Raw genomic sequence first — 21,329 nt, 5'->3', positions numbered from 1 at the left:
AAGGAAAGTATTAATATCACGCATAAGAACGCCGGTTTTTTAGATCTGTTTGCTCGCACGAACATCATCTATCAAATCGGCGTTTTTGTTTCTGAGTTTCCCGGGATTCCGTGAAGAACCTTTTTTTATGCCGCCTGTTGCTGGAATTGCTGGCGGTACTGGTTGGGCGACAGCTCCGTGTGCTGGCGGAACAGTCGGGCGAAGAAGCTGGCATCGTCGTAGCCGACTTCGTAGCTGATGGTCTTGATGCTCTTGCGGGTGCCCGAGAGCAGGCCCTTGGCGGTTTCGATGCGCAGGCGCTGCAGGTAGTGCAGGGGCTTGTCGCCGGTGGCGGTCTGGAAGCGGCGCATGAAGTTGCGGATGCTCATGCCGTGCTCGCGGGCTACGTCCTCGAAGCGGAACTTGTCGGCGAAGTGTTCTTCGAGCCAATGCTGGATCTGCAGGATGATCACGTCCTGGTGCAGTTTCTGGCCGCCAAAGCCGATACGACCGGGGGCGTAGCTGCGCTGCACCTCGTAGAGGATGTCGCGGGCTACTGCCTGGGCCACGTTGGCCCCGCAGAAGCGTTCAATCAGGTAGATGTACAGGTCGCAGGCCGAGGTGGTGCCGCCGGCGCAGTAGAGATTGTCGGCGTCGGTCAGGTGCTTGTCCTGGTTGAGCTGGACCCTGGGGAAGCGTTCGCTGAAGGTGTTGAAGAAGCGCCAGTAGGTGGTGGCTTCCTTGCCGTCGAGCAGCCCGGCCTCGGCCAGCCAGAATACGCCGGTGGCCTCGCCGCAGAGCACTGCGCCGCGAGCGTGCTGGGCCCGCAGCCAGGGCAGGATCTGTGGGTAACGTTGGCACAGGGTATCGAAGTCGTCCCAGAAGGCCGGGAGAATGATGACATCGGTGTCGCCCAGAGGGCCGTCCACGGGGAGGGTGACATTGCTGAAACTGCAGACTGACTGGCCATCGGGGCTGACCAGGCGGGTTTCGAATGCCGGGGTCAGGCCTTGGCCCAGTTGTTTGCCATAACGCAGGCTGGCCAGATGGAAGAAATCCTTGGCCTGCATGAGGGTGGATGCAAAAACCCGGTCGATAGCCAGGATACTGACGCGCCGCAAGGGCGTGGAGGTTTGGTTGGACATGTTCAATTGTTCTTATAGGGGAAAGTGGTCACCAGACGGCTGGATCGTCTTATTTTTTGTCGGATGTGTCCAGTGTCCCGTGCAGGTGCCTGGGCTTAGGCTCTGCCAGCCAACCTCGATCAACAACAACTACAGGTGACTGCATGATCCCTAGAACCTTGTTCAGTTCCGAGCATGAACTCTTCCGTGACAGCGTGCGCAGCTTCCTTGAAAAGGAGGCGGTGCCTTTCCATGGCGAGTGGGAAAAACAGGGTTATATCGATCGCCAGCTGTGGAGCAAGGCCGGTGCTGCGGGGATGCTCTGCTCGCATATCCCTGAGGAATACGGGGGGCTGGGGGCGGATTTTCTCTACAGCACCGTGGTGATCGAGGAGATCGGCCGGCTTGGCCTGACCGGCATCGGCTTCTCCCTGCACTCGGACATCGTTGCGCCTTACATCCTGCATTACGGCAGTGAAGCGCTGAAGCACAAGTACCTGCCCAGGCTGGTGTCCGGGGAGCTGGTCACCGCCATCGCCATGACCGAGCCCGGAGCGGGCTCCGATCTGCAGGGGGTGAAGACCACCGCGGTACTCGATGGCGATGAATATGTGATCAATGGCTCCAAGACCTTCATCACCAATGGCTACTTGGCCGAGCTGGTGATAGTGGTGGCCAAGACCGATCCCAAGGCTGGGGCCAAGGGCACTAGCCTGTTCCTGGTGGAGGCTGATAGTCCCGGCTTCTCCAAGGGCAAGCGGCTGGAGAAGGTGGGCATGAAGGCCCAGGACACCTCGGAGCTGTTCTTCCAGGATCTGCGGGTGCCCAAGGAGAACCTGCTGGGGCAGGCCGGGATGGGTTTCGCCTACCTGATGCAGGAGTTGCCGCAGGAGCGCCTGAGTGTCGCCATTGGCGGCCTGGCCAGCGCCGAGGCGGCCTTGCAGTGGACCCTGGAATACACCCGTGAGCGCAAGGCCTTCGGCAAGGCTATTGCCGATTTCCAGAACGCCCGTTTCAAGCTGGCGGAGATGGCCACGGAGATCCAGATTGGCCGGGTGTTCGTCGATCGCTGCCTGGAGCTGCACTTGCAGGGCAAGCTGGATGTGCCCACCGCGGCCATGGCCAAGTACTGGGGCACGGACTTGCAGTGCAAGGTGCTCGACGAGTGCGTGCAGCTGCACGGTGGCTACGGCTTTATGTGGGAGTACCCGATCGCCCGGGCCTGGGCCGACTCTCGGGTGCAGCGCATCTATGCCGGGACCAACGAGATCATGAAGGAGATTATTGCCCGTTCATTGTAGGAATCAGCGCTCCAGCGAGTGGGACGAAGCGAGTTTTGCTTCGCCTCATTCGCTGGCAAGCCAGGTTCTGCGAGGGGACTACGGGGCGGGGTTGGGGTGGTCCTTGTGGATGGCTTCAATGGCGGCCAGCAGCTCTGGCGACAGCTTCAGCTCGGCACTGGCGATATTGCTGTCCAGTTGCTCCAGGGTGGTGGCGCCGATGATGTTGCTGGTGACGAAAGGCTGCTGGGTGACGAAGGCCAGGGCCATTTGTGCCGGGTCCAGGCTATGTTCGCGGGCCAGCGCCACATAGCGGCTGCAGGCCGCTTCCGACTGCGGATTGAAGTAGCGGCTGAAGCGGCTGTAGAGGCTCAGTCGGGCCTTGGCCGGGCGAGCGCCACCCTCGTATTTACCTGATAAGTAGCCGAACGCCAGGGGCGAGTAGGCCAGCAGGCCGCATTGTTCGCGAATGGCGATTTCCGCCAGGCCCACTTCAAAGCTGCGGTTGAGCAGGTTGTAGGGGTTCTGGATGGATACCGCCCGTGGCCAGCCGCGGCTTTCGGCCAGGGCGAGGAACTTCATGGTACCCCATGGGGTTTCGTTGGACAGGCCGATATGGCGGATCTTGCCGGCACGGACCTGTTCGTCCAGGGCCTCGAGGGTTTCTTCCAGTGGGGTGAAGTCTTCATCGGCCACGTGCTTGTAGCCCAGCTGGCCAAAGAAGTTGGTGCTGCGCTCGGGCCAGTGCAACTGGTACAGGTCGATCCAGTCGGTTTGCAGGCGCTTGAGGCTGGCATCTACCGCCTCGACTATATGCTTGCGATTGTGTTTTAGCTGTTTGTCGCGGATGTAGTCGATGGTGTTGCCGGGGCCGGCAATCTTGCTGGCCAGGATCCAGTCGGCGCGGTCGCCACGTTGCTTGAACCAGTTGCCTATATAGCGTTCGGTGGTGGCGTAGGTTTCGGCCTTGGGCGGCACCGGGTACATCTCGGCGGTGTCGATGAAGTTGATTCCGGCATTCTTCGCCCGCTCGATCTGAGCGAAGGCTTCAGCCTCGGTGTTCTGCTCGCCCCAAGTCATGGTGCCCAGGCAAATTGCACTCACATTCAGATCGGTCCGGCCTAGCTGGCGATAGTCCATCGGGTGCTCCCTTGGCAAAACAATCATAAAAGCAGGTTGAAATTTTTTTCGCAATCTGCATAATTCGGCAGCTCTTTCTGCAGTGGAAGTGATGCGCCGCTTGCCGAAGATTCTTGCCGTATACCAGACGCGCTGACCCGAGCCCCCGAAAGCGTCTGCGTCCGGCTGCCTTTGACCTTGTCAAAGTACGCACTATTCAGTAAGATCCGCCGTCTATTTTGCTGGGCGGCCCCTGAGGCTATAAAGAATGAAAACTTTTACTGCTAAACCGGAAACAGTAAAGCGCGACTGGTTCGTCGTCGACGCTGCTGGTCAGACCCTGGGTCGTCTGGCCACCGAAATCGCGAGCCGTCTGCGTGGCAAGCACAAGCCTGAGTACACTCCTCACGTTGATACCGGCGACTACATCGTCGTGATCAATGCCGAGCAGGTACGTGTTACTGGCGCTAAAACCACTGACAAAATGTACTACTCCCACTCCGGTTTCCCGGGCGGCATCAAGTCGATCAACTTTGAAAAGCTGATCGCCAAGGCCCCTGAGCGCGTGATCGAGACCGCGGTAAAAGGCATGCTGCCGAAGAACCCGCTGGGTCGCGACATGTACCGTAAGCTGAAAGTCTATGCGGGCGCTGCTCACCCTCATACTGCTCAGCAGCCCCAAGAACTGAAGATTTAACGGAATAGTTCATTATGTCGGCGACTCAAAATTACGGCACTGGCCGTCGCAAGACTGCAACCGCACGCGTTTTCCTGCGTCCGGGCACTGGCAACATCTCCATCAACAACCGTTCGCTGGATAACTTCTTCGGTCGCGAAACTGCCCGCATGGTAGTTCGTCAGCCGCTGGAGCTGACCGAAACTGTTGAGAAGTTCGATATCTACGTCACCGTTATCGGCGGCGGTGTAAGTGGCCAGGCCGGTGCAATCCGCCACGGTATCACTCGCGCCCTGATGGATTACGACGAGTCTCTGCGCAGCGCCCTGCGTAAAGCTGGTTTCGTAACCCGCGACGCACGTGAAGTTGAGCGTAAGAAAGTGGGTCTGCGTAAAGCGCGTAAGCGTCCGCAATACTCCAAGCGTTAATTCGCTACTGCGTTCAAAAAAACGCCCAGTCTCTTTGCGGAGCTGGGCGTTTTTTATTGCTCAAAATTTGCCGTGTGACAACTTGCCACATCCGTGAAGCCCCTATACTACAAGGCCTGGCGCTGGGATGGCCTGGTAATTACCTTGTCAGAATAGGGGCTTTTCATTACCATTCGGCAAAATTTTTATAAGTTCAGATTGTTACTTAGTAGATGCCTGATTTAACAGGCCACAAAGCTGATGGGAGAGGACTGAATGAGCAATGACGGCGTGAATGCAGGCCGGCGTCGCTTCCTGGTAGCAGCCACATCCGTGGTGGGTGCTGCCGGAGCGGTGGGGGCTGCGGTCCCGTTCGTGGGGTCATGGTTTCCCAGTGCCAAGGCGAAAGCCGCAGGTGCACCGGTGAAAGTGAATATCAGCAAGATCGACCCAGGTCAGCAGATGATTGCTGAGTGGCGAGGTCAACCGGTATTCATCGTCCGCCGTACAGAGGAAATCCTGGGGAATCTTAAAAAGATCGAGGGCCAGCTGTCTGACCCTGACTCCAAGAACTCGGTACAACCAACCTACGTCGACCCGGAAGTGCGATCGATCAAGCCAGAGATTCTGCTGCTGATCGGTATCTGCACCCACCTGGGCTGTTCTCCGACCTTCCGTCCTGAAGTGGCGCCCGCGGATTTGGGCAAGGACTGGGTAGGCGGCTATTTCTGCCCTTGCCACGGCTCCCACTACGATCTGGCTGGTCGCGTCTACAAGGCGCAGCCCGCGCCCCTGAACCTGCCAGTACCCCCGCATTCCTATGAGTCGGATGACATCATCGTCATTGGCGTCGACACGGAGAAAGCGTGATGAGCAAGTTCATGGATTGGGTGGATGCGCGCTTCCCCGCCACCAAGATGTGGGAAGACCATCTCAGCAAGTATTACGCGCCGAAGAACTTCAACTTCTTCTACTTCTTTGGTTCCCTGGCACTGCTGGTACTGGTCAATCAGATCGTTACCGGTGTCTGGCTGACCATGAGCTACACCCCTTCGGCGGAAGAAGCCTTTGCTTCCGTTGAATACATCATGCGCGACGTCGAGTACGGCGCGATCCTGCGTCTGCTGCACTCCACCGGCGCCTCGGCGTTCTTCATCGTGGTCTATCTGCACATGTTCCGTGGCTTGCTCTACGGTTCCTACCAGAAGCCGCGTGAGCTGGTGTGGCTGTTCGGCATGCTGATCTACCTGGCGCTGATGGCCGAGGCCTTCATGGGCTACCTGCTGCCTTGGGGGCAGATGTCCTACTGGGGTGCCCAGGTGATCATCTCGCTGTTCGGTGCGATTCCGGTCATCGGCGACGACCTGACCCAGTGGATCCGCGGTGACTACCTGATCTCCGGCATCACCCTGAACCGCTTCTTCGCCCTGCACGTAGTGGCCCTGCCGATCGTGATCCTCGGTCTGGTGGTGCTGCACATCCTGGCGCTGCACGAAGTGGGTTCGAACAACCCGGATGGCGTGGACATCAAGAAGAACAAGGACGAGAACGGCATTCCGCTGGACGGGATTCCTTTCCACCCTTACTACACCGTGAAAGACATCGTCGGTGTCGTGGTGTTCCTGTTCGTCTTCTGCTCGATCGTGTTCTTCTTCCCGGAAATGGGTGGCTATTTCCTTGAGAAGCCGAACTTCGAACAGGCTAACCCGTTCAAGACCCCTGAGCACATTGCCCCGGTTTGGTACTTCACTCCGTTCTACGCGATTCTGCGTGCGGTACCGGACAAGCTCCTGGGTGTTATCGCCATGGGTGCAGCCATTGCCGTGCTGTTCGTACTGCCATGGCTGGACCGTAGCCCGGTCAAGTCCATGCGCTACAAAGGCTGGCTGAGCAAGATCTGGCTGCTGGTGTTCTGTATCTCGTTCGTGATCCTCGGTGTTCTGGGTGTTCTGGCACCGACCCCGGGTCGTACGTTGCTGTCGCAGGTATGTACCTTCCTGTACTTCGCCTACTTCATTCTGATGCCGTTCTACACCAGGCTCGAGAAGACCAAACCGGTTCCGGAAAGGGTGACTGGCTGATGAAAAAGCTATTTGCTGTACTGATTCTTGCTGCTATGCCTGTATTGTCTTTCGCGGCCGAGCACGGTGGCCCCGAGCTGGAAAAGATCGATATCGATCTGGCTGACAAGGCGGCCATGCAGGATGGCGCGCGTACCTTTGCCAACTACTGCATGGGTTGCCACAGCGCCAAGTTCCAGCGTTACGAGCGGGTTGCCGATGACTTGGGTATCCCTCACGACCTGATGCTGAGCAAGCTGGTGTTCACCGGCGCCAAGATCGGCGACCACATGAACATCGGCATGCAGCCAGCAGACGCCAAGACCTGGTTTGGTGCTGCGCCACCGGACCTGACCCTGGTGGCTCGTGTTCGCGGTACCGACTGGCTCTATGGCTACCTGAAGTCCTTCTACGAAGACCCGGCGCGCCCTTGGGGTGTGAACAACAAGGTCTTCCCGAACGTAGGCATGCCTAACGTACTGGTGGGCCTGCAGGGTCGTCAGGTGGTGGGTTGCAAGCAAGTGCAGATCGTCGAGGATGGCAAGAAGCAATACGACACCTTGACCGGCACCCCTCTGACTCATGAGGCTTGCGACCAGCTGACCATCAAGGAAGGCACTGGCACCCTCAACGAGGCGCAGTTCGACGAGAAGGTCAAGAACCTCGTGACTTTCCTGGCCTACTCGGCCAACCCGGTCAAGCTGCAGCACCAGCGCATCGGTACCTATGTACTCTTGTACCTGGCCTTCTTCTTCGTGTTCGCCTATCTGCTCAAGCGCGAATACTGGAAGGATGTGCACTGATAACTTAAGCAACAGTTGTTGAACGCGCGCGCCCAGGGGCGCCTCTGAACAGTAACAACCCTGTATCATTCGGGGGTTACCAGAGGCGCCCCGAGGGCGCGCTCGTTTTTTCTGCTTCCGATAATTTCAACAAGCGAGGAGGATCGCCATGGGCGTGACCAATCGGTTGGCCTGTTACTCCGACCCCGCCGACCACTATTCCCACCGGGTGCGCATTGTGCTTGCGGAGAAGGGTGTCAGCGCCGAGATCATCAATGTGGAGGCGGGCCGTCAGCCGCCAAAGCTGATCGAAGTGAATCCTTACGGGAGCTTGCCCACGCTGGTCGATCGCGATCTGGCGTTGTGGGAGTCGACAGTGGTGATGGAGTACCTGGATGAGCGTTATCCGCATCCGCCATTGCTGCCGGTTTACCCAGTGGCGCGGGCCAACAGTCGTTTGCTGATGCATCGCATCCAGCGTGACTGGTGTGGGCAGGTGGACCTGATCCTTGATCCGCGGTCCAAGGAGGCGGCACGGGTGCAGGCGCGCAAGGAATTGCGTGAAAGCCTGACCGGTGTTTCCCCGCTGTTTGCCGACAAGCCGTTTTTCCTCAGCGAGGAACAAAGCCTGGTGGACTGCTGCCTACTGCCCATACTCTGGCGGTTGCCGGTTCTGGGTATCGAACTGCCGCGGCAGGCCAAGCCGCTGCTTGACTATATGGATCGCCAATTTGCACGTGAGGCTTTCCAGGCAAGTCTGTCTGGTGTCGAACGTGATATGCGCTGAGGCTTAAGGAGCCGTTATGAACTCCAGTCGACCTTATCTGGTCCGCGCGCTCTATGAGTGGATTGTGGACAACGATTGCACCCCGCACCTGCTGGTCAATTCCGATTACCCGGCAGTGCAGGTGCCTCAGGGTTTTGCCAGTGATGGGCAGATAGTCCTGAACATTTCTCCCAGCGCTGTGCGTCATTTGCACATGGACAACGAGGTGGTGACCTTCGAAGGGCGCTTCGGTGGCGTGCCTCACAGCCTACATGTGCCGGTTGGCGCGATTCTCGGGATCTATGCCCGGGAAAATGGCCAGGGCATGGTCTTCGATCTGGAGTCGCCTCTGGATGATGAAGAGGACGATATCGAGCCCGATGATGACCTGCCGCCGCCGGACAGCGAGCCGCCGCGCCCCAGCGGTCGACCCAGTCTGAAAGTGGTCAAGTAATAAAAAAGGCGATCCGGATGGATCGCCTTTTTTGTCACTGCCTGGGTGTCAGTCAATGTACTCGAACAGCTTGACGATCTTCTGTACCCCGGACACGCCTTGTACCAGGTTGGTGGCCTGGGCGGCTTCCTGCTGGGTCAGCAGGCCCAGCAGGTAAACGATACCGTTCTCGGTCACTACCTTGATCCGCGAGGCGGGCATGTTGGCGTCGGCGAGCATCTGGGTCTTGATCTTGGTCGTCAGCCAGCCGTCATTCTGGCGTGCCAGAAAGCCCGAAGGTGGCAGGACCTGCAGCTCGTTATGCACCTTCTTGACCCGTTGCACCTCGCTGGCGGCTTGCTCGGCTGCGGCCTTGAGGTCCGGGCGTGGGGTCTGACCGGCCAGCAGGACGATGCCGTTGAAGCTGGTAACCACGATGTGCGAGTTGTTTTCCAGATCCGGGTTGGCCTTGGCCACGTTGACTGCAACCTTGGTCTCGATCAGTGAGTCGTCGATCTTGCTGCCGAAGGTGCGAGTGCCACGATCGTCATCAATGGGCTTGTCGCGGGTGGCGGTAATCACCGAGCTGCAACCAGTGATGCCGAGGCACAAGGTCAAGGCCAGGAGGCCGAGGCGATTAAGGGTCATTCTTCACTCCCGAACAATTGGCTGTCGATCAGATCGCAGAGGCAATGGATCGCCAGCAGGTGGACTTCTTGAATACGTGCGGTGACGTTGGCCGGTACGCGGATTTCCACATCTTCGGGCAGAAGCAGTGAAGCCATGCCTCCGCCGTCGCGGCCGGTCAATGCTACGACAATCATTTCTCGATCATGTGCGGCCTGGATGGCTTGAATAATATTCGCCGAGTTGCCGCTGGTGGAAATTGCCAGCAGTACGTCGCCAGGCTGGCCCAGGGCGCGGATCTGTTTGGAGAAGACTTCGTTGTAGCTGTAGTCGTTGGCGATCGAGGTGATGGTCGAGCTGTCGGTGGTCAGGGCAATGGCTGGCAGGCTCGGGCGTTCGCGCTCGAAGCGGTTAAGCAGTTCGGAGGAGAAGTGCTGGGCGTCTCCAGCAGAGCCGCCGTTGCCGCAGGAGAGCATCTTGCCCTCGTTGAGTAGGGCGTTGACCATCACCTGGCTGGCTTGCTCGATGTGCGGTGCAAGTACGTCCATCGCCTGTTGCTTGGTGTCGATACTGGCCTGGAAAAGCTGGCGAATTCGGGATTGCATGTCCATCTGTGTGACCTTAAGTGGCGCGGCTTGGTGGCACGTGAATGTGCAGCCCGCAAAGCAAAGAGCAAAAAAGTTGGGTGAAAACGGGTGCGGCCTGAGGGCGTCTTTCAGCTGTCAAAGGCATTGCGTAGCCAGTTCAGTCGGGCTTGTGCACCTGGGGCGCCGTCAATGGCGACCACGTCGAAACGGCAGGGGTGGTTGGACCAGCGTGATTGGCTTTGCAGAAAGATCTGCGCGGCAAGAATCAGTTTTTGCCGCTTGTGCCCATCGATGCTGCCCAGGGCGCCACCCCATTGCGTGTGTTGTCTGTAGCGGACCTCGACGAATACTACTGTATCGCCGTCAAGCATGACCAGATCAAGCTCGCCGCGTTTACACAGCCAGTTTTGCGCCAGCAGGCGCAGCCCTTGCTGTTGGAGATGCCGCAGCGCTTGGCTTTCGGCGTCTCGTCCGCTTTGCTTGCTTGATCTGAGGGGTAGCATCAGCGCGGGGTGTCGGGCAGGCGGGTGACCTGGCCGTTGACGAACTTGGCCCATGGCAGCTGGCGTTCGATCCGTTGGCCAGCGGCCATGCCCAGGCTGCCGGATTCGCCTTCGATGCGGCTATCTGGCAAGGCCTTGAGTTGACCCAGGCGAGGAGCCAGGCGATAGGCATCCGCGCCCATGGCATACAGGCGGCCGAGGCTGCCCGAGGCTTGTGGCCATTGTGCAGCGACCTGGCGACGCAGCGTGCCGTTGGCATCCAGCAGCCATGGGGTCTCGCAGAACATCACGCCGTTCATGTCGTTGTACTGGTTCTGATCGCCACTGGCGCTGAACACGTTGGAGGTGGCGTACACCGGAACGTCACCCGCGTACTGGAAGTTCAGGGTCGGCTTGATCTGTTGTGCCTGTTGCGGAGTGGAGGCCAGGAAAATGAACTCGATGTCCTGGCGGCGTGCCGGTTGCGCGGCAACCTGGGTGCCCACGGTGCTTTGCAGGCTCTTGGCGCGAGCTTCGCTCTGGCGCAGTTGGAACAGGTCGGCAATCTGCTGAGCCAGGGCCACAGGCTGGTCGACGCGTTCGATGCCGATCACGCTGCCACCGTTGGCTTCCCAGTCCTGACGGAAGGCCTTGAGCACGCGGTCACCCCACTCGCCCTTGGGAACCAGTGCCGCGGCGCGATGCAGGCCATCGGCACGGGCGCGACGGGAAACCTCGCGAGCTTCGTCTTCAGCGGCCAGGCCGAACTGGAACAGCTGTGCCGGGCCTTGTTCGCCTTCGCTGTAGTTCAAGGCCAGAGTGGTGATCGGCAGTTGTGGGCGCGCGGCCAGTTGCTTGACCAGGGGCTTTTCCAGTGGGCCTACCACCAACTGCACGCCGGCGGCCTGGGCCTTGCGATAGAAGTCGTCCAGGGAGCCTAGGCGCGAGCTGTCATAGAACTCGATGCTTGGCGGCTTTTGTCCTGCTTGCTGGGCCTGATAGTGAGCGGCCATAAAGCCTTCGCGCAGGGCTTTGGAGACCGATGCCAGGGGGCCATCCTGCGGCAGCAGCAGGGCGATTTTCGAAACCGGCTGGCTGGCCAGTTCCTTGAGCTTGGTCAGGGGTTGCGGCAGCAGGATGGCGGCAGGGTGCTTGGGATTCTGCGCGCGCCAGTTATCGATGGCAGCTTGCTGTTGCTCCAGGGTGCCAGCGGTCTTGACCGCCAAGGCCAGGTTCATCCAGCCGGCCAGATCATCGTTGCCCGCAGGCTGCAGTTGGTCGGTAGGCAGGGCGGCAATCAGAGCCCAGATGGCTTCATGGTTTTTCGCCGCGGCATCATCCTTGAGCAGAGGCGCGATGGCGATCCGCTGCTTGGCTGCGGCCAGGGTCTGGCCGTCGGCTTCCAGGGCGCGGGCGTAGACGTTGCCGGTACGGATCTGCTGGGGTGCCGGCAGTTCGCTCAGGTGTTGCAGGCTGGGGTGGCTCAAGGCGCTCAAGGCAGCCTTGGGCTGATTGCGCACCATGGCCAGTTCAGCAGCCAGGGTGCTGGCGAAGATCTGCTGCGCAGGCTTGAGCTGATCCAGCGGCACTTGCTGGAGAATCTGTCCGGCGCGTCCGGCATTGCCTTGGCGGTACGCCATATCGGCGGCGCTCAGGCGCAGCAGGGCGGCCTTGTCCGGGGTTTTACTGGTGGCGGCCTGCTCGAGCAGTTGCTCGATGCTGGCATCCGGGGTCCGTGGAAGTTCGCCAAGGCTGGAGGAGGGCGAGCTGGCGCAAGCCGCCAGGAGGGTGGCCAGGCAGAGGGCAAGAAACAGCCGCAGGCAAGCGATCATGTAAGCGTTCCTGATACTCGATCAAATGAGCGTGGAATTGTACCCAAGCGCTGGCCGGGGCGCGATGTTACTGGCGACAAAGCGGCTATTTAACGGATGCAAATGTTGCAGTGGCGCATAAAAGTACGGTGGTGGGATTGAATCTCGAACCATTGTGGTGCGCATGAGGAGGGTCTCAACGCGTTACAATGGCGCTTTTGTCGATCAAGAGGTGTGCGCCTTGACTGCTCCAGGTCCTTTGAATTCCGCTGCTGGTTCGCTTTATGTGGTGGCGACGCCCATCGGCAACCTAGACGATATCAGCGCCCGGGCCCTGAAGCTGTTGCGCGAGGTGGCGCTGATCGCTGCCGAGGATACCCGGCACTCTCAGCGTCTATTGCAGCACTTCGGCATTACCACGCCCTTGGCGGCGTGCCATGAGCACAACGAGCGCGACGAGGGCAGTCGTTTCATTACTCGCCTGCTGGCTGGGGATAATGTTGCACTGATTTCCGATGCCGGCACGCCGCTGATTTCCGATCCGGGTTATCACCTAGTGCGTCAGGCCCGGGCTGCAGGTATCAATGTGGTGCCGGTGCCGGGTGCCTGTGCCTTGATTGCGGCGCTGTCGGCGGCCGGCCTGCCGTCGGACCGGTTTATCTTCGAGGGTTTCCTGCCGGCTAAGGCGGTTGGGCGCAAGGCGCGCCTGGAACTGGTCAAGGAAGAGCCGCGTACGCTGATTTTCTATGAGGCCCCGCACCGGATTCTTGAATGCCTGCAGGACATGGAGTCGGTGTTTGGTGGCGAGCGCCCGGCGCTGCTGGCGCGAGAGCTGACCAAGACCTTCGAGACCCTCAAGGGGTTGCCGCTCTCTGAGCTGCGTCAGTTCGTCGAGTCCGACAGCAATCAGCAGCGTGGTGAATGCGTGGTACTGGTTGCCGGGTGGACGGCGCCGCAAAGCGATGAGGCGATCAGCAGTGAGTCGATGCGCATTCTTGACCTGTTGCTCAAGGAGATGCCCCTCAAGCGGGCGGCGGCCCTGGCGGCTGAAATCACGGGCGAGCGCAAGAATGTGCTGTACCAGGTGGCTCTGGACAAACAGAAGCAGGAATAAATGGCGTAGCAGGGTGGCCAAAGGCTTTTAGCGCTTGTTCTTCGACCGCTCTGCCGTTAACCTGCGCGGCGGAGAGTCGATTGGACAGTCGCTGCCCTCTATGAAAATTAGAGGGGGGAGGAAAGTCCGGGCTCCATAGGGCGGAGTGCCAGGTAATGCCTGGGGGGCGTGAGCCTACGGAAAGTGCCACAGAAAACAACCGCCTAAGCACTTCGGTGCCGGTAAGGGTGAAAAGGTGCGGTAAGAGCGCACCGCACGTCTGGTAACAGTTCGTGGCTAGGTAAACCCCACTCGGAGCAAGACCAAATAGGGTTCCAAGGCGTGGCCCGCGCTGGAACCGGGTAGGTTGCTAAAGATGTCCAGTGATGGCCATCGTAGAGGAATGACTGTCCTCGACAGAACCCGGCTTACAGATCGACTCTCCACCTTTTCCCTCCCTGCTTGAATCAATAGCAGAAGCGTTTTTGTAATACCGAAAAATTCTTACTCTTAATAAATCACTTTAACTTCGCGCAGTAGCTCGCTGAGCTGTTGGAAGTTAATGCTCTGGAATACCCCTCGAATTCTCGTTGCCTCTCCTCTTAGTCTCCTAAATCTCCGTTCTATAAGGCTTTTCCGTCGCTGCGCGCCTTGACGGTGGTGTGGGCGCATTCCTATAGTGTGCGCAAGTGGCGGAAAGTGGCATGAAGTGGGTTTTTTGAGCGTAAAACGCTAAAATTTGGAGAAACGCTGACGTGTTTCGCGGAGCTAACGCTATCAGTCTCGATGCCAAAGGCCGGCTAGCCATGCCCAGCCGGTATCGTGACGAGCTCGTTTCGCGAAGTTCCGGGCAGTTAATCGTCACAATCGACGCCGTTGATCCTTGTCTCTGCGTTTACCCCCTCGATGAGTGGGAGCTGATTGAAACCAAACTGCGCGCACTGCCTTCTCTTCGCGAAGAGAACCGTCGCTTGCAGCGTTTGCTGATTGGTAATGCCGTCGATCTCGAACTCGATGGCAGTGGTCGTTTTCTGGTGCCGCCGCGCCTGCGCGAATATGCCAAGTTGGATAAGCGCGCAATGCTGGTGGGCCAACTGAACAAGTTCCAACTGTGGGACGAGGATGCCTGGAATGCTGTTTCTGCAGCGGACCTGGCGGCTATTCAACAACCGGGCGCCATGCCTGATGAACTGCGTGATTTGATTCTGTGACTATTGATAGCGGCTTTAACCACATCACCGTGCTGCTTGACGAAGCCGTCGAGGCTCTCGCCGTGCGCCCTGATGGCTGCTATCTGGATGGCACCTTCGGGCGTGGCGGGCATAGCCGGCTGATTCTCAGCAAGCTGGGTGCGGAGGGCCAACTCCTCGGGTTTGACAAGGACCCCCAAGCGATTGCCACCGGGCAAGCGCTAGCGGCCGAAGACGGCCGCTTTGTCGTTGTACAGCGCAGTTTTGCCGAGCTGGGGTCGGAAGTGGCCGAGCGTGGCCTGGCAGGCAAGGTCAGTGGCGTGCTGCTGGACCTGGGCGTGTCTTCGCCGCAGCTGGACGACCCGGAGCGTGGCTTCAGTTTTCTCAATGACGGCCCCCTGGACATGCGCATGGACCCAACCCGTGGCATCAGCGCCGCGGAGTTCATCGCCACTGCGCCGGTGGAAGAAATTGCCCGGGTGTTCAAGGAGTACGGTGAAGAGCGCTTCTCCGGCCGCATGGCTCGGGCCGTGGTCGAGCGTCGTGAAATCCAGCCTTTCGAGCGCACTGCCGACCTAGCCGAAGTGCTCAAGGTCGCCAACCCGGCCTGGGAGAAGGGCAAGAACCCGGCTACCCGTGCCTTCCAGGGGTTGCGCATTCATGTGAATAACGAACTGGGCGACCTGGAGGCCGGCCTCGAGGCGGCGCTCGAATCCCTGGAAGTGGGTGGTCGCCTGGTGGTGATCAGCTTCCACTCCCTGGAAGACCGCATCGTCAAGCTGTTCATGCGTCGCCTGGTCAAAGGCGAATCCGACAACCTGCCACGCAATCTGCCGGTACGCTTCGAAGCCTTCGTGCCGAAAATCAAGGTCCACGGCAAAGCGCAGTTCGCCTCTGAGGCCGAGCTCAAGGCCAATCCTCGCGCCCGCAGCGCGGTCATGCGTGTTGCGGAGAAGCTTCGGTGAGCAAGCTCTTCGCCAAGCCTCTCCCGGGCGGAAGCTTTTTCATGCTGTTGCTATTTATCGGCGTGCTGGTGTCCGCGATTGCGGTGTCCTATAGCGCCCACTGGAATCGTCAGCTGCTCAATACGCTGTATGGCGAGTTGAGTGTGCGTGACAAGGCCCAGGCTGAATGGGGTCGGTTAATTCTCGAGCAAAGCACCTGGACCGCCCACAGCCGAATCGAAGTGCTGGCCAGCGAACAGTTGAAAATGCACATTCCCGGCGCAGCCGAAGTACGGATGGTGGCGCCATGAAGCTTGAAGGCGCGCTCTATCCTTGGCGCTTCCGTGTGGTCCTGGGGTTGCTGGCGGTCATGGTCTCGGCCATCGGCTGGCGCATCATCGACCTGCAAGTGGTCGATCGTGACTTCCTCAAGGGGCAGGGCGATGCACGCAGCGTCCGCCACATTCCCATTCCTGCGCATCGTGGTCTGATCACCGATCGTAATGGCGAGCCCCTGGCCGTCAGTACGCCAGTTACCACCCTGTGGGCCAATGCCAAGGAAATGCAACTGGCCAAGGATCGCTGGCCGGCATTGGCCATGGCCCTGGGCCAGGATCCGAAGGTCCTGACCGAGCGTCTTGAAGCCCAGGCCAACAAGGAGTTCATCTACCTGGTCCGCGGCCTGACGCCGGAGCAGGGGCAGGCGGTGCTCGACCTGAAAGTTCCGGGTGTCTACGGCATCGAGGAGTTCCGGCGCTTCTATCCGGCCGGCGAAGTCACTGCGCATATGGTGGGCTTCACCGATATCGACGACCGTGGCCGCGAAGGGGTCGAACTGGCCTATGACGAATGGCTGGCCGGGGTGCCGGGCAAGCGTCAGGTGATCAAGGATCGGCGCGGCAGACTGATCAAGGACGTCCAGGTCACCAAGAACGCCAAGGCCGGCAAGCCCTTGGCGTTGTCGATTGACCTGCGCCTGCAATACCTGGCCAACCGCGAGCTGCGCAACGCCATCGTCGAGAACGGCGCCAAGGCTGGCAGCCTGGTGATCATGGATGTGAAGAGCGGCGAGATTCTGGCCATGGTCAACCAGCCGACCTACAACCCGAACAACCGGCGCAATCTGCAGCCGGCGATGATGCGCAACCGCGCGATGATCGACGTGTTCGAGCCCGGCTCGACCATGAAGGCGATCTCCATGAGTGCTGCGCTGGAAACCGGCCGCTGGAAGCCCAGCGACACGGTCGAGGTCTACCCCGGCACCCTGCAACTGGGCAAATACACCATTCGTGACGTATCCAAGACCGAAGGGCCAGTGCTGGACCTGACCGGCATTCTGATCAACTCCAGTAACGTTGGCATGAGCAAGATCGCCTTCGATATTGGCGGCGAAACCATCTTCCGCCTGGCGCAGAAAATCGGCTTGGGCCAGGACACCGGCCTGGGCTTCCCGGGCGAGCGGGTCGGCAACCTGCCGAACTACCGCGAATGGCGCAAGGCTGAAACCGCGACCCTGTCCTACGGCTACGGTATTTCGGTGACTGCGATCCAGCTGGTCCACGCCTTCTCCGCGCTGGCCAACAACGGCCGCATTGCCCCCCTGACCCTGATCAAGGCCGACAAGCCGGCGCAGACCACCCAGGTGATTCCGGAAAACGTCGCCAAGACCATACAGGGCATGCTGCAGCAGGTAATCGAAGCGCCGCGCGGGGTGTTCCGTGCCCAGGTCCCGGCCTATCACGTTGCCGGCAAGAGTGGTACCGCACGCAAGACTTCGGTGGGCACCAAGGGCTACGCCGAGAACTCCTACCGTTCGCTGTTCGCCGGTTTCGGGCCGATGAGCGATCCGCGCTACGCCATCGTGGTGGTGATCGACGAACCGAGCAAGGCCGGCTACTTCGGTGGTCTGGTTTCGGCACCGGTGTTCAGCAAAGTCATGTCCGGCACCCTGCGCCTGATGAACATCACTCCGGACAACCTGCCGACCACTCAGCAAGCCAATGCCACGTCCGGCACCCCAGTACGAGCCAATGGAGGGCGCGGCTGATGTCTCTTAGCCTGAACAAGATTTTCGCCCATGCCGGTCACGACCTGCTGATTCGCGAGTTGACCCTGGACAGTCGCAATGTTCGCGCCGGTGATCTGTTCCTGGCCGTACCTGGCGCCAAGTTCGATGGTCGTGCGCACATTGCCGACGCCTTGCAGCGTGGGGCGGCGGCCGTTGCCTATGAAGTGCAAGGGGCTACCGTCCTGCCGCTCACCGATGTGCCGCTGATTCCGGTCAAGGGCCTGGCGGCGCAGCTCTCTGATATTGCCGGGCGCTTCTATGGCGAGCCAAGCCGCCAGTTGAACCTGGTGGGCGTGACCGGTACCAACGGCAAGACCAGCGTCACCCAATTGGTGGCCCAGGCTCTCGATCTGCTGGGGCAGCGTTGCGGCCTGGTGGGCACCCTGGGTACCGGCTTCTATGGCGCGCTGGAAAGTGGCTTGCACACCACGCCCAATCCGATTGCCGTGCAAGCGACCCTGGCCGACCTGAAGAACGCCGGCGCCAAGGCCGTGGCGATGGAGGTTTCTTCCCATGGCCTGGACCAGGGGCGTGTTGCAGCCCTGGCTTTCGATGTGGCGGTGCTGACCAACCTGTCCCGTGATCATCTGGATTACCACGGCACCATGCAGGCCTACGGCGAGGCCAAGGCCAAACTGTTCAACTGGACCGACCTGCGTTGCCGGGTGATCAACCTCGATGACGACTTCGGTCGGCAACTGGCAGCAGACCCGCACGAATCGCGCCTGATCACCTACAGCCTCGAAGATTCCAGCGCCTACCTGTATTGCCGCGAGGCGCGCTTCGATGACGATGGCGTGCGCGCGACTCTGGTTACGCCCCAGGGCGAGCACCATCTGCGCAGCACCCTGCTGGGCCGTTTCAACCTGAGCAACGTGCTGGCCGCAGTCGGCGCATTGCTGGGCCTGGAATATGCCCTGGACGAAATTCTCGCCGTGCTGCCCAAGCTGGAAGGCCCCGCCGGGCGCATGCAGCGCTTGGGTGGTGGCACCCAGCCGTTGGTGGTGGTGGATTACGCCCACACCCCGGACGCCCTGGAAAAAGTCCTGCTGGCCTTGCGTCCTCACGCCAAGGGCCGCCTGCTGTGCCTGTTCGGTTGCGGTGGCGACCGTGATCGCGGCAAGCGCCCGTTGATGGCCGAAGTGGTCGAGCGTCTTGCCGACGGCGTGCTGGTCACCGATGACAACCCGCGCAGTGAAGACCCGGCGCAGATCTTCGATGACATCCGCACCGGCTTCAAGGCGCCGGAGCAGGTCGAATTCATCGCCGGCCGTGGCCCGGCGATTGCCCATCTGGTAGCCGGCGCCTCGGCTGATGATGTGGTGGTACTGGCCGGCAAGGGCCATGAGGATTACCAGGAGATCCATGGCCAGCGCCATGATTTTTCCGATCTCGTCGAGGCGGACAAAGCCTTGACCGCCTGGGAGATAGCCCATGCTTAAAGCCCTGTTGCTCAGTGAAGTCTCGGCTCCATTGGACGCCCGCCTGATCGCGGGCGATGCGCGTTTTAACGGGGTCAGTATCGACAGCCGGGCGATCCAGCCTGGCCAGTTGTTCGTGGCCCTCACCGGGCCGCGTTTCGACGGCCATGACTACTTGAATGAAGTGGCGGCCAAAGGTGCGGTAGCGGCCCTGGTGGAGCGCGAAGTGCCCGACAGCACCTTGCCGCAGTTGCTGGTCAAGGATACCCGCCTGGCGCTGGGGCAATTGGGCGCGCTCAATCGTGGCGCTTTCACCCGGCCAGTGGCTGCGGTGACCGGCTCCAGCGGCAAGACCACGGTCAAGGAGATGCTCGCCAGCATCCTGCGCACCCGTGGCCCGGTGCTCGCCACCCGCGGCAACCTCAACAATGACCTGGGCGCACCGCTGACCCTGCTCGAACTGGCCCCGGAGCACAGCGCCGCCGTGGTCGAGCTGGGCGCATCGCGTCTCGGCGAAATTGCCTACACCGTGGCCATGACCCGGCCCCAGGTAGCGATCCTCAACAATGCCGGTACCGCCCATGTTGGCGAGTTCGGCGGCCCGGAGAAGATTGTCGAAGCCAAGGGCGAGATCATCGAAGGCCTGGATGCCACCGGGGTGGCCGTGCTCAACCTGGACGACAAGGCCTTCCCGATCTGGAAGGCCCGGGCCGCAGGTCGTCAGGTGCTGAGTTTCGCCCTGAACAACAGCGCCGCGGATTTCTACGCCTCCGATATCGGTCGCGATGCCCGTGGCTGCCCATCCTTCACGCTGCACAGCCCCAAGGGCGTGGAAAGCGTCCAGCTCAACCTGCTGGGCACCCACAATGTGGCCAACGCCCTGGCCGCTGCCGCTGCTGCCCATGCACTGGGCGTATCGCTGTTTGGCATAGCCACTGGTCTGAATGCGGTGCAGCCGGTCAAGGGCCGCACCGTCGCCCAACTGGCGAAGAATGGCATGCGGGTGATCGATGACAGTTACAACGCAAACCCCACCTCAATGTGCGCCGCCGTTGATATACTCGCCGGCTTTTCCGGCCGCACCGTCCTGGTGCTCGGAGACATCGGCGAGTTGGGCGAGTGGGCGGAGCAGGGGCACCGCGATGTAGGTGCATATGCCGCTGGCAAGGTTTCGGCCCTCTATGCCGTAGGTCCGATGATGGCCCATGCCGTCGCCGCCTTCGGCGAGCATGCGCGCCATTTCGCCAGCCAGGCTGAGCTGATCGCCGCCCTGGACGTCGAGCAAGATCCAAACACCACCATTTTGATCAAGGGATCGCGCAGCGCGGTGATGGAAAACATCGTCGCGGCTTTGTGTGGTTCCCATTTTCAAGAAAAAGACGGAGTGAAACATTAATGCTGCTGCTGCTAGCGGAGTACCTGCAACAGTTCTACAAAGGCTTCGCGGTCTTTCAGTACCTGACCCTGCGCGGGATTCTCGGGGTACTGACTGCGCTGTCTTTGTCGCTGTGCCTGGGTCCGTGGATGATCCGTACTCTGCAAAACCGGCAGATTGGCCAGGCCGTGCGTAACGACGGCCCGCAATCCCACCTGTCCAAGTCGGGCACGCCGACCATGGGCGGTGCGCTGATTCTTTCCGCCATCGGCGTCAGCACCCTGCTCTGGGCCGACCTGCACAACCACTATGTGTGGGTGGTACTGCTGGTGACCCTGAGCTTCGGCGCCATCGGTTGGGTCGACGACTATCGCAAGGTGATCGAAAAGAACTCCCGGGGCCTGCCCAGCCGCTGGAAATACTTCTGGCAGTCGGTGTTCGGCCTGGCCGCGGCAATCTTCCTTTATATGACCGCGCAGAGCCCGGTGGAAACCACGCTGCTGATCCCGATGCTCAAGGACGTGAGCATTCCCCTGGGCATCGGCTTCGTGGTGCTGACCTACTTCGTCATCGTCGGTTCCAGTAACGCGGTCAACCTCACCGACGGCCTCGACGGCCTGGCGATCATGCCGACGGTGATGGTCGGCGGTGCGTTGGGGATCTTCTGCTACCTGTCGGGCAACGTGAAGTTCGCCGAATACCTGCTGATTCCCTATGTACCGGGCGCGGGCGAGCTGATTGTGTTCTGTGGCGCACTGATCGGTGCCGGCCTGGGCTTCCTGTGGTTCAACACCTACCCGGCACAGGTATTCATGGGCGACGTTGGCGCGCTGGCACTGGGTGCGGCCCTGGGCACCATCGCGGTGATCGTGCGCCAGGAAATCGTCCTGTTCATTATGGGCGGCGTGTTCGTGATGGAAACCCTGTCGGTGGTGATCCAGGTCGCCTCCTTCAAATTGACCGGTCGCCGGGTATTTCGCATGGCGCCGATCCACCACCACTTTGAACTCAAGGGCTGGCCCGAGCCACGGGTGATTGTCCGTTTCTGGATCATCACTGTGATTCTCGTGTTGATCGGCCTTGCCACCCTGAAGCTGAGGTAGAA

Annotated in this window: 22 protein-coding genes and 1 other RNA gene; 17 read left to right on the top strand and 6 right to left on the bottom strand. The window is 60.3% G+C overall.

All coding sequences use genetic code 11. The annotated features are described in order from the left end of the window. Nucleotides 1–125: 125 nt before the first annotated feature. Nucleotides 126–1,025 carry a GlxA family transcriptional regulator gene (locus tag J4P02_RS26475; RefSeq protein WP_426195914.1) on the bottom strand — a complete coding sequence of 300 codons (900 nt, stop codon included), beginning with the start codon at nt 1,023–1,025 and terminating at the stop codon, nt 126–128. Nucleotides 1,026–1,267: 242 nt separating this feature from the next. Here J4P02_RS26475 and J4P02_RS26470 point away from each other — a divergent pair, with 242 nt between their 5' ends. After that, nucleotides 1,268–2,404 (top strand): acyl-CoA dehydrogenase family protein, encoded by a 1,137-nt coding sequence (locus tag J4P02_RS26470; protein ID WP_426195904.1) that lies wholly within the window; start codon nt 1,268–1,270, stop codon nt 2,402–2,404. Between the two features lie 78 nt (nt 2,405–2,482). Here J4P02_RS26470 and J4P02_RS26465 read toward each other — a convergent pair whose 3' ends face one another. Continuing rightward, nucleotides 2,483–3,523, bottom strand: a complete 1,041-nt coding sequence (locus tag J4P02_RS26465; protein ID WP_426195902.1) for an NADP(H)-dependent aldo-keto reductase — start codon at nt 3,521–3,523, stop codon at nt 2,483–2,485. 247 nt (nt 3,524–3,770) lie between these two features. Between J4P02_RS26465 and rplM the strand changes: the two genes are divergently transcribed. The 7 genes from rplM (at nt 3,771) to J4P02_RS26430 (ending at nt 8,647) form a co-directional block, all read left to right on the top strand. Continuing rightward, the gene (gene rplM, locus J4P02_RS26460) at nt 3,771–4,199 is read left to right on the top strand and encodes a 50S ribosomal protein L13 (protein ID WP_007928449.1); all 429 of its coding nucleotides are present in this window, start codon (nt 3,771–3,773) and stop codon (nt 4,197–4,199) included. A gap of 14 nt (nt 4,200–4,213) precedes the next feature. Further along, complete coding sequence (gene rpsI, locus J4P02_RS26455) at nt 4,214–4,606, top strand: 30S ribosomal protein S9 (RefSeq protein ID WP_426195899.1); 393 nt, start codon at nt 4,214–4,216, stop codon at nt 4,604–4,606. A 255-nt stretch (nt 4,607–4,861) separates the two neighbouring features. Further along, nucleotides 4,862–5,455, top strand: a complete 594-nt coding sequence (petA, locus tag J4P02_RS26450; RefSeq protein WP_047306018.1) for a ubiquinol-cytochrome c reductase iron-sulfur subunit — start codon at nt 4,862–4,864, stop codon at nt 5,453–5,455. After that, nucleotides 5,455–6,666, top strand: a complete 1,212-nt coding sequence (locus J4P02_RS26445; protein WP_426195897.1) for a cytochrome b — start codon at nt 5,455–5,457, stop codon at nt 6,664–6,666. The genes petA and J4P02_RS26445 overlap by 1 nt, the downstream gene beginning before the upstream one ends. Continuing rightward, the gene (locus J4P02_RS26440; RefSeq protein WP_426195895.1) at nt 6,666–7,448 is read left to right on the top strand and encodes a cytochrome c1; all 783 of its coding nucleotides are present in this window, start codon (nt 6,666–6,668) and stop codon (nt 7,446–7,448) included. The genes J4P02_RS26445 and J4P02_RS26440 overlap by 1 nt, the downstream gene beginning before the upstream one ends. A 148-nt stretch (nt 7,449–7,596) precedes the next feature. Next, complete coding sequence (locus J4P02_RS26435) at nt 7,597–8,214, top strand: glutathione S-transferase N-terminal domain-containing protein (protein WP_426195892.1); 618 nt, start codon at nt 7,597–7,599, stop codon at nt 8,212–8,214. Between the two features lie 16 nt (nt 8,215–8,230). Continuing rightward, entirely contained in the window at nt 8,231–8,647 is a 417-nt protein-coding gene (locus tag J4P02_RS26430; protein ID WP_426195890.1) for a ClpXP protease specificity-enhancing factor, read from the top strand. A gap of 48 nt (nt 8,648–8,695) precedes the next feature. On the opposite strand, the gene J4P02_RS26425 is transcribed toward J4P02_RS26430, so the two are convergent. The 4 genes from J4P02_RS26425 to J4P02_RS26410 all read right to left on the bottom strand — a co-directional run bounded on the left by J4P02_RS26425 (nt 8,696) and on the right by J4P02_RS26410 (nt 12,154). Continuing rightward, on the bottom strand, nt 8,696–9,274 hold the full coding sequence (locus tag J4P02_RS26425; RefSeq protein WP_426195888.1) for a BON domain-containing protein: 579 nt from the start codon (nt 9,272–9,274) through the stop codon (nt 8,696–8,698). Beyond that, nucleotides 9,271–9,864 (bottom strand): phosphoheptose isomerase, encoded by a 594-nt coding sequence (locus J4P02_RS26420; RefSeq protein WP_007928463.1) that lies wholly within the window; start codon nt 9,862–9,864, stop codon nt 9,271–9,273. Before J4P02_RS26420 ends, J4P02_RS26425 begins: the two co-directional genes overlap by 4 nt. Nucleotides 9,865–9,968: 104 nt before the next feature. Next, the gene (locus J4P02_RS26415; RefSeq protein WP_426195885.1) at nt 9,969–10,343 is read right to left on the bottom strand and encodes a YraN family protein; all 375 of its coding nucleotides are present in this window, start codon (nt 10,341–10,343) and stop codon (nt 9,969–9,971) included. Next, a complete protein-coding gene (locus J4P02_RS26410) occupies nt 10,343–12,154 on the bottom strand; it encodes a penicillin-binding protein activator (RefSeq protein ID WP_426195883.1) in 1,812 nt (603 codons plus the stop codon). Before J4P02_RS26410 ends, J4P02_RS26415 begins: the two co-directional genes overlap by 1 nt. A gap of 220 nt (nt 12,155–12,374) precedes the next feature. Here J4P02_RS26410 and rsmI point away from each other — a divergent pair, with 220 nt between their 5' ends. From rsmI to mraY, 9 genes are all read left to right on the top strand, one after another. Then, the gene (gene rsmI, locus J4P02_RS26405) at nt 12,375–13,247 is read left to right on the top strand and encodes a 16S rRNA (cytidine(1402)-2'-O)-methyltransferase (RefSeq protein WP_426195881.1); all 873 of its coding nucleotides are present in this window, start codon (nt 12,375–12,377) and stop codon (nt 13,245–13,247) included. A gap of 72 nt (nt 13,248–13,319) precedes the next feature. Next, an RNA gene (rnpB, locus tag J4P02_RS26400) (RNase P RNA component class A) lies at nt 13,320–13,673 on the top strand. A 308-nt stretch (nt 13,674–13,981) separates the two neighbouring features. Further along, the gene (gene mraZ / locus J4P02_RS26395) at nt 13,982–14,437 is read left to right on the top strand and encodes a division/cell wall cluster transcriptional repressor MraZ (RefSeq protein WP_011063319.1); all 456 of its coding nucleotides are present in this window, start codon (nt 13,982–13,984) and stop codon (nt 14,435–14,437) included. Continuing rightward, complete coding sequence (gene rsmH, locus J4P02_RS26390) at nt 14,434–15,381, top strand: 16S rRNA (cytosine(1402)-N(4))-methyltransferase RsmH (protein WP_426195878.1); 948 nt, start codon at nt 14,434–14,436, stop codon at nt 15,379–15,381. The genes mraZ and rsmH overlap by 4 nt, the downstream gene beginning before the upstream one ends. After that, the gene (gene ftsL / locus J4P02_RS26385; protein WP_426195876.1) at nt 15,378–15,671 is read left to right on the top strand and encodes a cell division protein FtsL; all 294 of its coding nucleotides are present in this window, start codon (nt 15,378–15,380) and stop codon (nt 15,669–15,671) included. Before rsmH ends, ftsL begins: the two co-directional genes overlap by 4 nt. Next, a complete protein-coding gene (locus J4P02_RS26380) occupies nt 15,668–17,407 on the top strand; it encodes a peptidoglycan D,D-transpeptidase FtsI family protein (protein WP_426195874.1) in 1,740 nt (579 codons plus the stop codon). Before ftsL ends, J4P02_RS26380 begins: the two co-directional genes overlap by 4 nt. Next, entirely contained in the window at nt 17,407–18,870 is a 1,464-nt protein-coding gene (locus tag J4P02_RS26375) for a UDP-N-acetylmuramoyl-L-alanyl-D-glutamate--2,6-diaminopimelate ligase (RefSeq protein ID WP_426195872.1), read from the top strand. The genes J4P02_RS26380 and J4P02_RS26375 overlap by 1 nt, the downstream gene beginning before the upstream one ends. After that, nucleotides 18,863–20,245 (top strand): UDP-N-acetylmuramoyl-tripeptide--D-alanyl-D-alanine ligase, encoded by a 1,383-nt coding sequence (locus tag J4P02_RS26370; RefSeq protein WP_426195870.1) that lies wholly within the window; start codon nt 18,863–18,865, stop codon nt 20,243–20,245. Before J4P02_RS26375 ends, J4P02_RS26370 begins: the two co-directional genes overlap by 8 nt. Beyond that, nucleotides 20,245–21,327 carry a phospho-N-acetylmuramoyl-pentapeptide-transferase gene (gene mraY, locus J4P02_RS26365; RefSeq protein ID WP_426195868.1) on the top strand — a complete coding sequence of 361 codons (1,083 nt, stop codon included), beginning with the start codon at nt 20,245–20,247 and terminating at the stop codon, nt 21,325–21,327. The genes J4P02_RS26370 and mraY overlap by 1 nt, the downstream gene beginning before the upstream one ends. Nucleotides 21,328–21,329: the final 2 nt, after the last annotated feature.

Source organism: Pseudomonas sp. NFXW11 (assembly GCF_049887815.1).
GTDB lineage: Bacteria > Pseudomonadota > Gammaproteobacteria > Pseudomonadales > Pseudomonadaceae > Aquipseudomonas.
Note: the sequence above shows the minus strand (reverse complement) of the source record. Positions and strands in the feature narration are given on the sequence as shown.

Excerpts from the sequence above, each read along its gene's own strand:
- J4P02_RS26465 (WP_426195902.1), bottom strand. The coding sequence starts at position 3,523 with ATGGACTATCGCCAGCTAGGCCGGACCGATCTGAATGTGAGTGCAATT.
- J4P02_RS26370 (WP_426195870.1), top strand. The coding sequence starts at position 18,863 with ATGCTTAAAGCCCTGTTGCTCAGTGAAGTCTCGGCTCCATTGGACGCC.
- petA (WP_047306018.1), top strand. The coding sequence starts at position 4,862 with ATGAGCAATGACGGCGTGAATGCAGGCCGGCGTCGCTTCCTGGTAGCA.
- mraY (WP_426195868.1), top strand. The coding sequence starts at position 20,245 with ATGCTGCTGCTGCTAGCGGAGTACCTGCAACAGTTCTACAAAGGCTTC.
- J4P02_RS26435 (WP_426195892.1), top strand. The coding sequence starts at position 7,597 with ATGGGCGTGACCAATCGGTTGGCCTGTTACTCCGACCCCGCCGACCAC.
- J4P02_RS26440 (WP_426195895.1), top strand. The coding sequence starts at position 6,666 with ATGAAAAAGCTATTTGCTGTACTGATTCTTGCTGCTATGCCTGTATTG.
- J4P02_RS26380 (WP_426195874.1), top strand. The coding sequence starts at position 15,668 with ATGAAGCTTGAAGGCGCGCTCTATCCTTGGCGCTTCCGTGTGGTCCTG.
- J4P02_RS26470 (WP_426195904.1), top strand. The coding sequence starts at position 1,268 with ATGATCCCTAGAACCTTGTTCAGTTCCGAGCATGAACTCTTCCGTGAC.
- J4P02_RS26410 (WP_426195883.1), bottom strand. The coding sequence starts at position 12,154 with ATGATCGCTTGCCTGCGGCTGTTTCTTGCCCTCTGCCTGGCCACCCTC.
- J4P02_RS26430 (WP_426195890.1), top strand. The coding sequence starts at position 8,231 with ATGAACTCCAGTCGACCTTATCTGGTCCGCGCGCTCTATGAGTGGATT.
- J4P02_RS26375 (WP_426195872.1), top strand. The coding sequence starts at position 17,407 with ATGTCTCTTAGCCTGAACAAGATTTTCGCCCATGCCGGTCACGACCTG.
- J4P02_RS26420 (WP_007928463.1), bottom strand. The coding sequence starts at position 9,864 with ATGGACATGCAATCCCGAATTCGCCAGCTTTTCCAGGCCAGTATCGAC.
- rpsI (WP_426195899.1), top strand. The coding sequence starts at position 4,214 with ATGTCGGCGACTCAAAATTACGGCACTGGCCGTCGCAAGACTGCAACC.
- J4P02_RS26415 (WP_426195885.1), bottom strand. The coding sequence starts at position 10,343 with ATGCTACCCCTCAGATCAAGCAAGCAAAGCGGACGAGACGCCGAAAGC.
- J4P02_RS26425 (WP_426195888.1), bottom strand. The coding sequence starts at position 9,274 with ATGACCCTTAATCGCCTCGGCCTCCTGGCCTTGACCTTGTGCCTCGGC.
- rplM (WP_007928449.1), top strand. The coding sequence starts at position 3,771 with ATGAAAACTTTTACTGCTAAACCGGAAACAGTAAAGCGCGACTGGTTC.
- J4P02_RS26445 (WP_426195897.1), top strand. The coding sequence starts at position 5,455 with ATGAGCAAGTTCATGGATTGGGTGGATGCGCGCTTCCCCGCCACCAAG.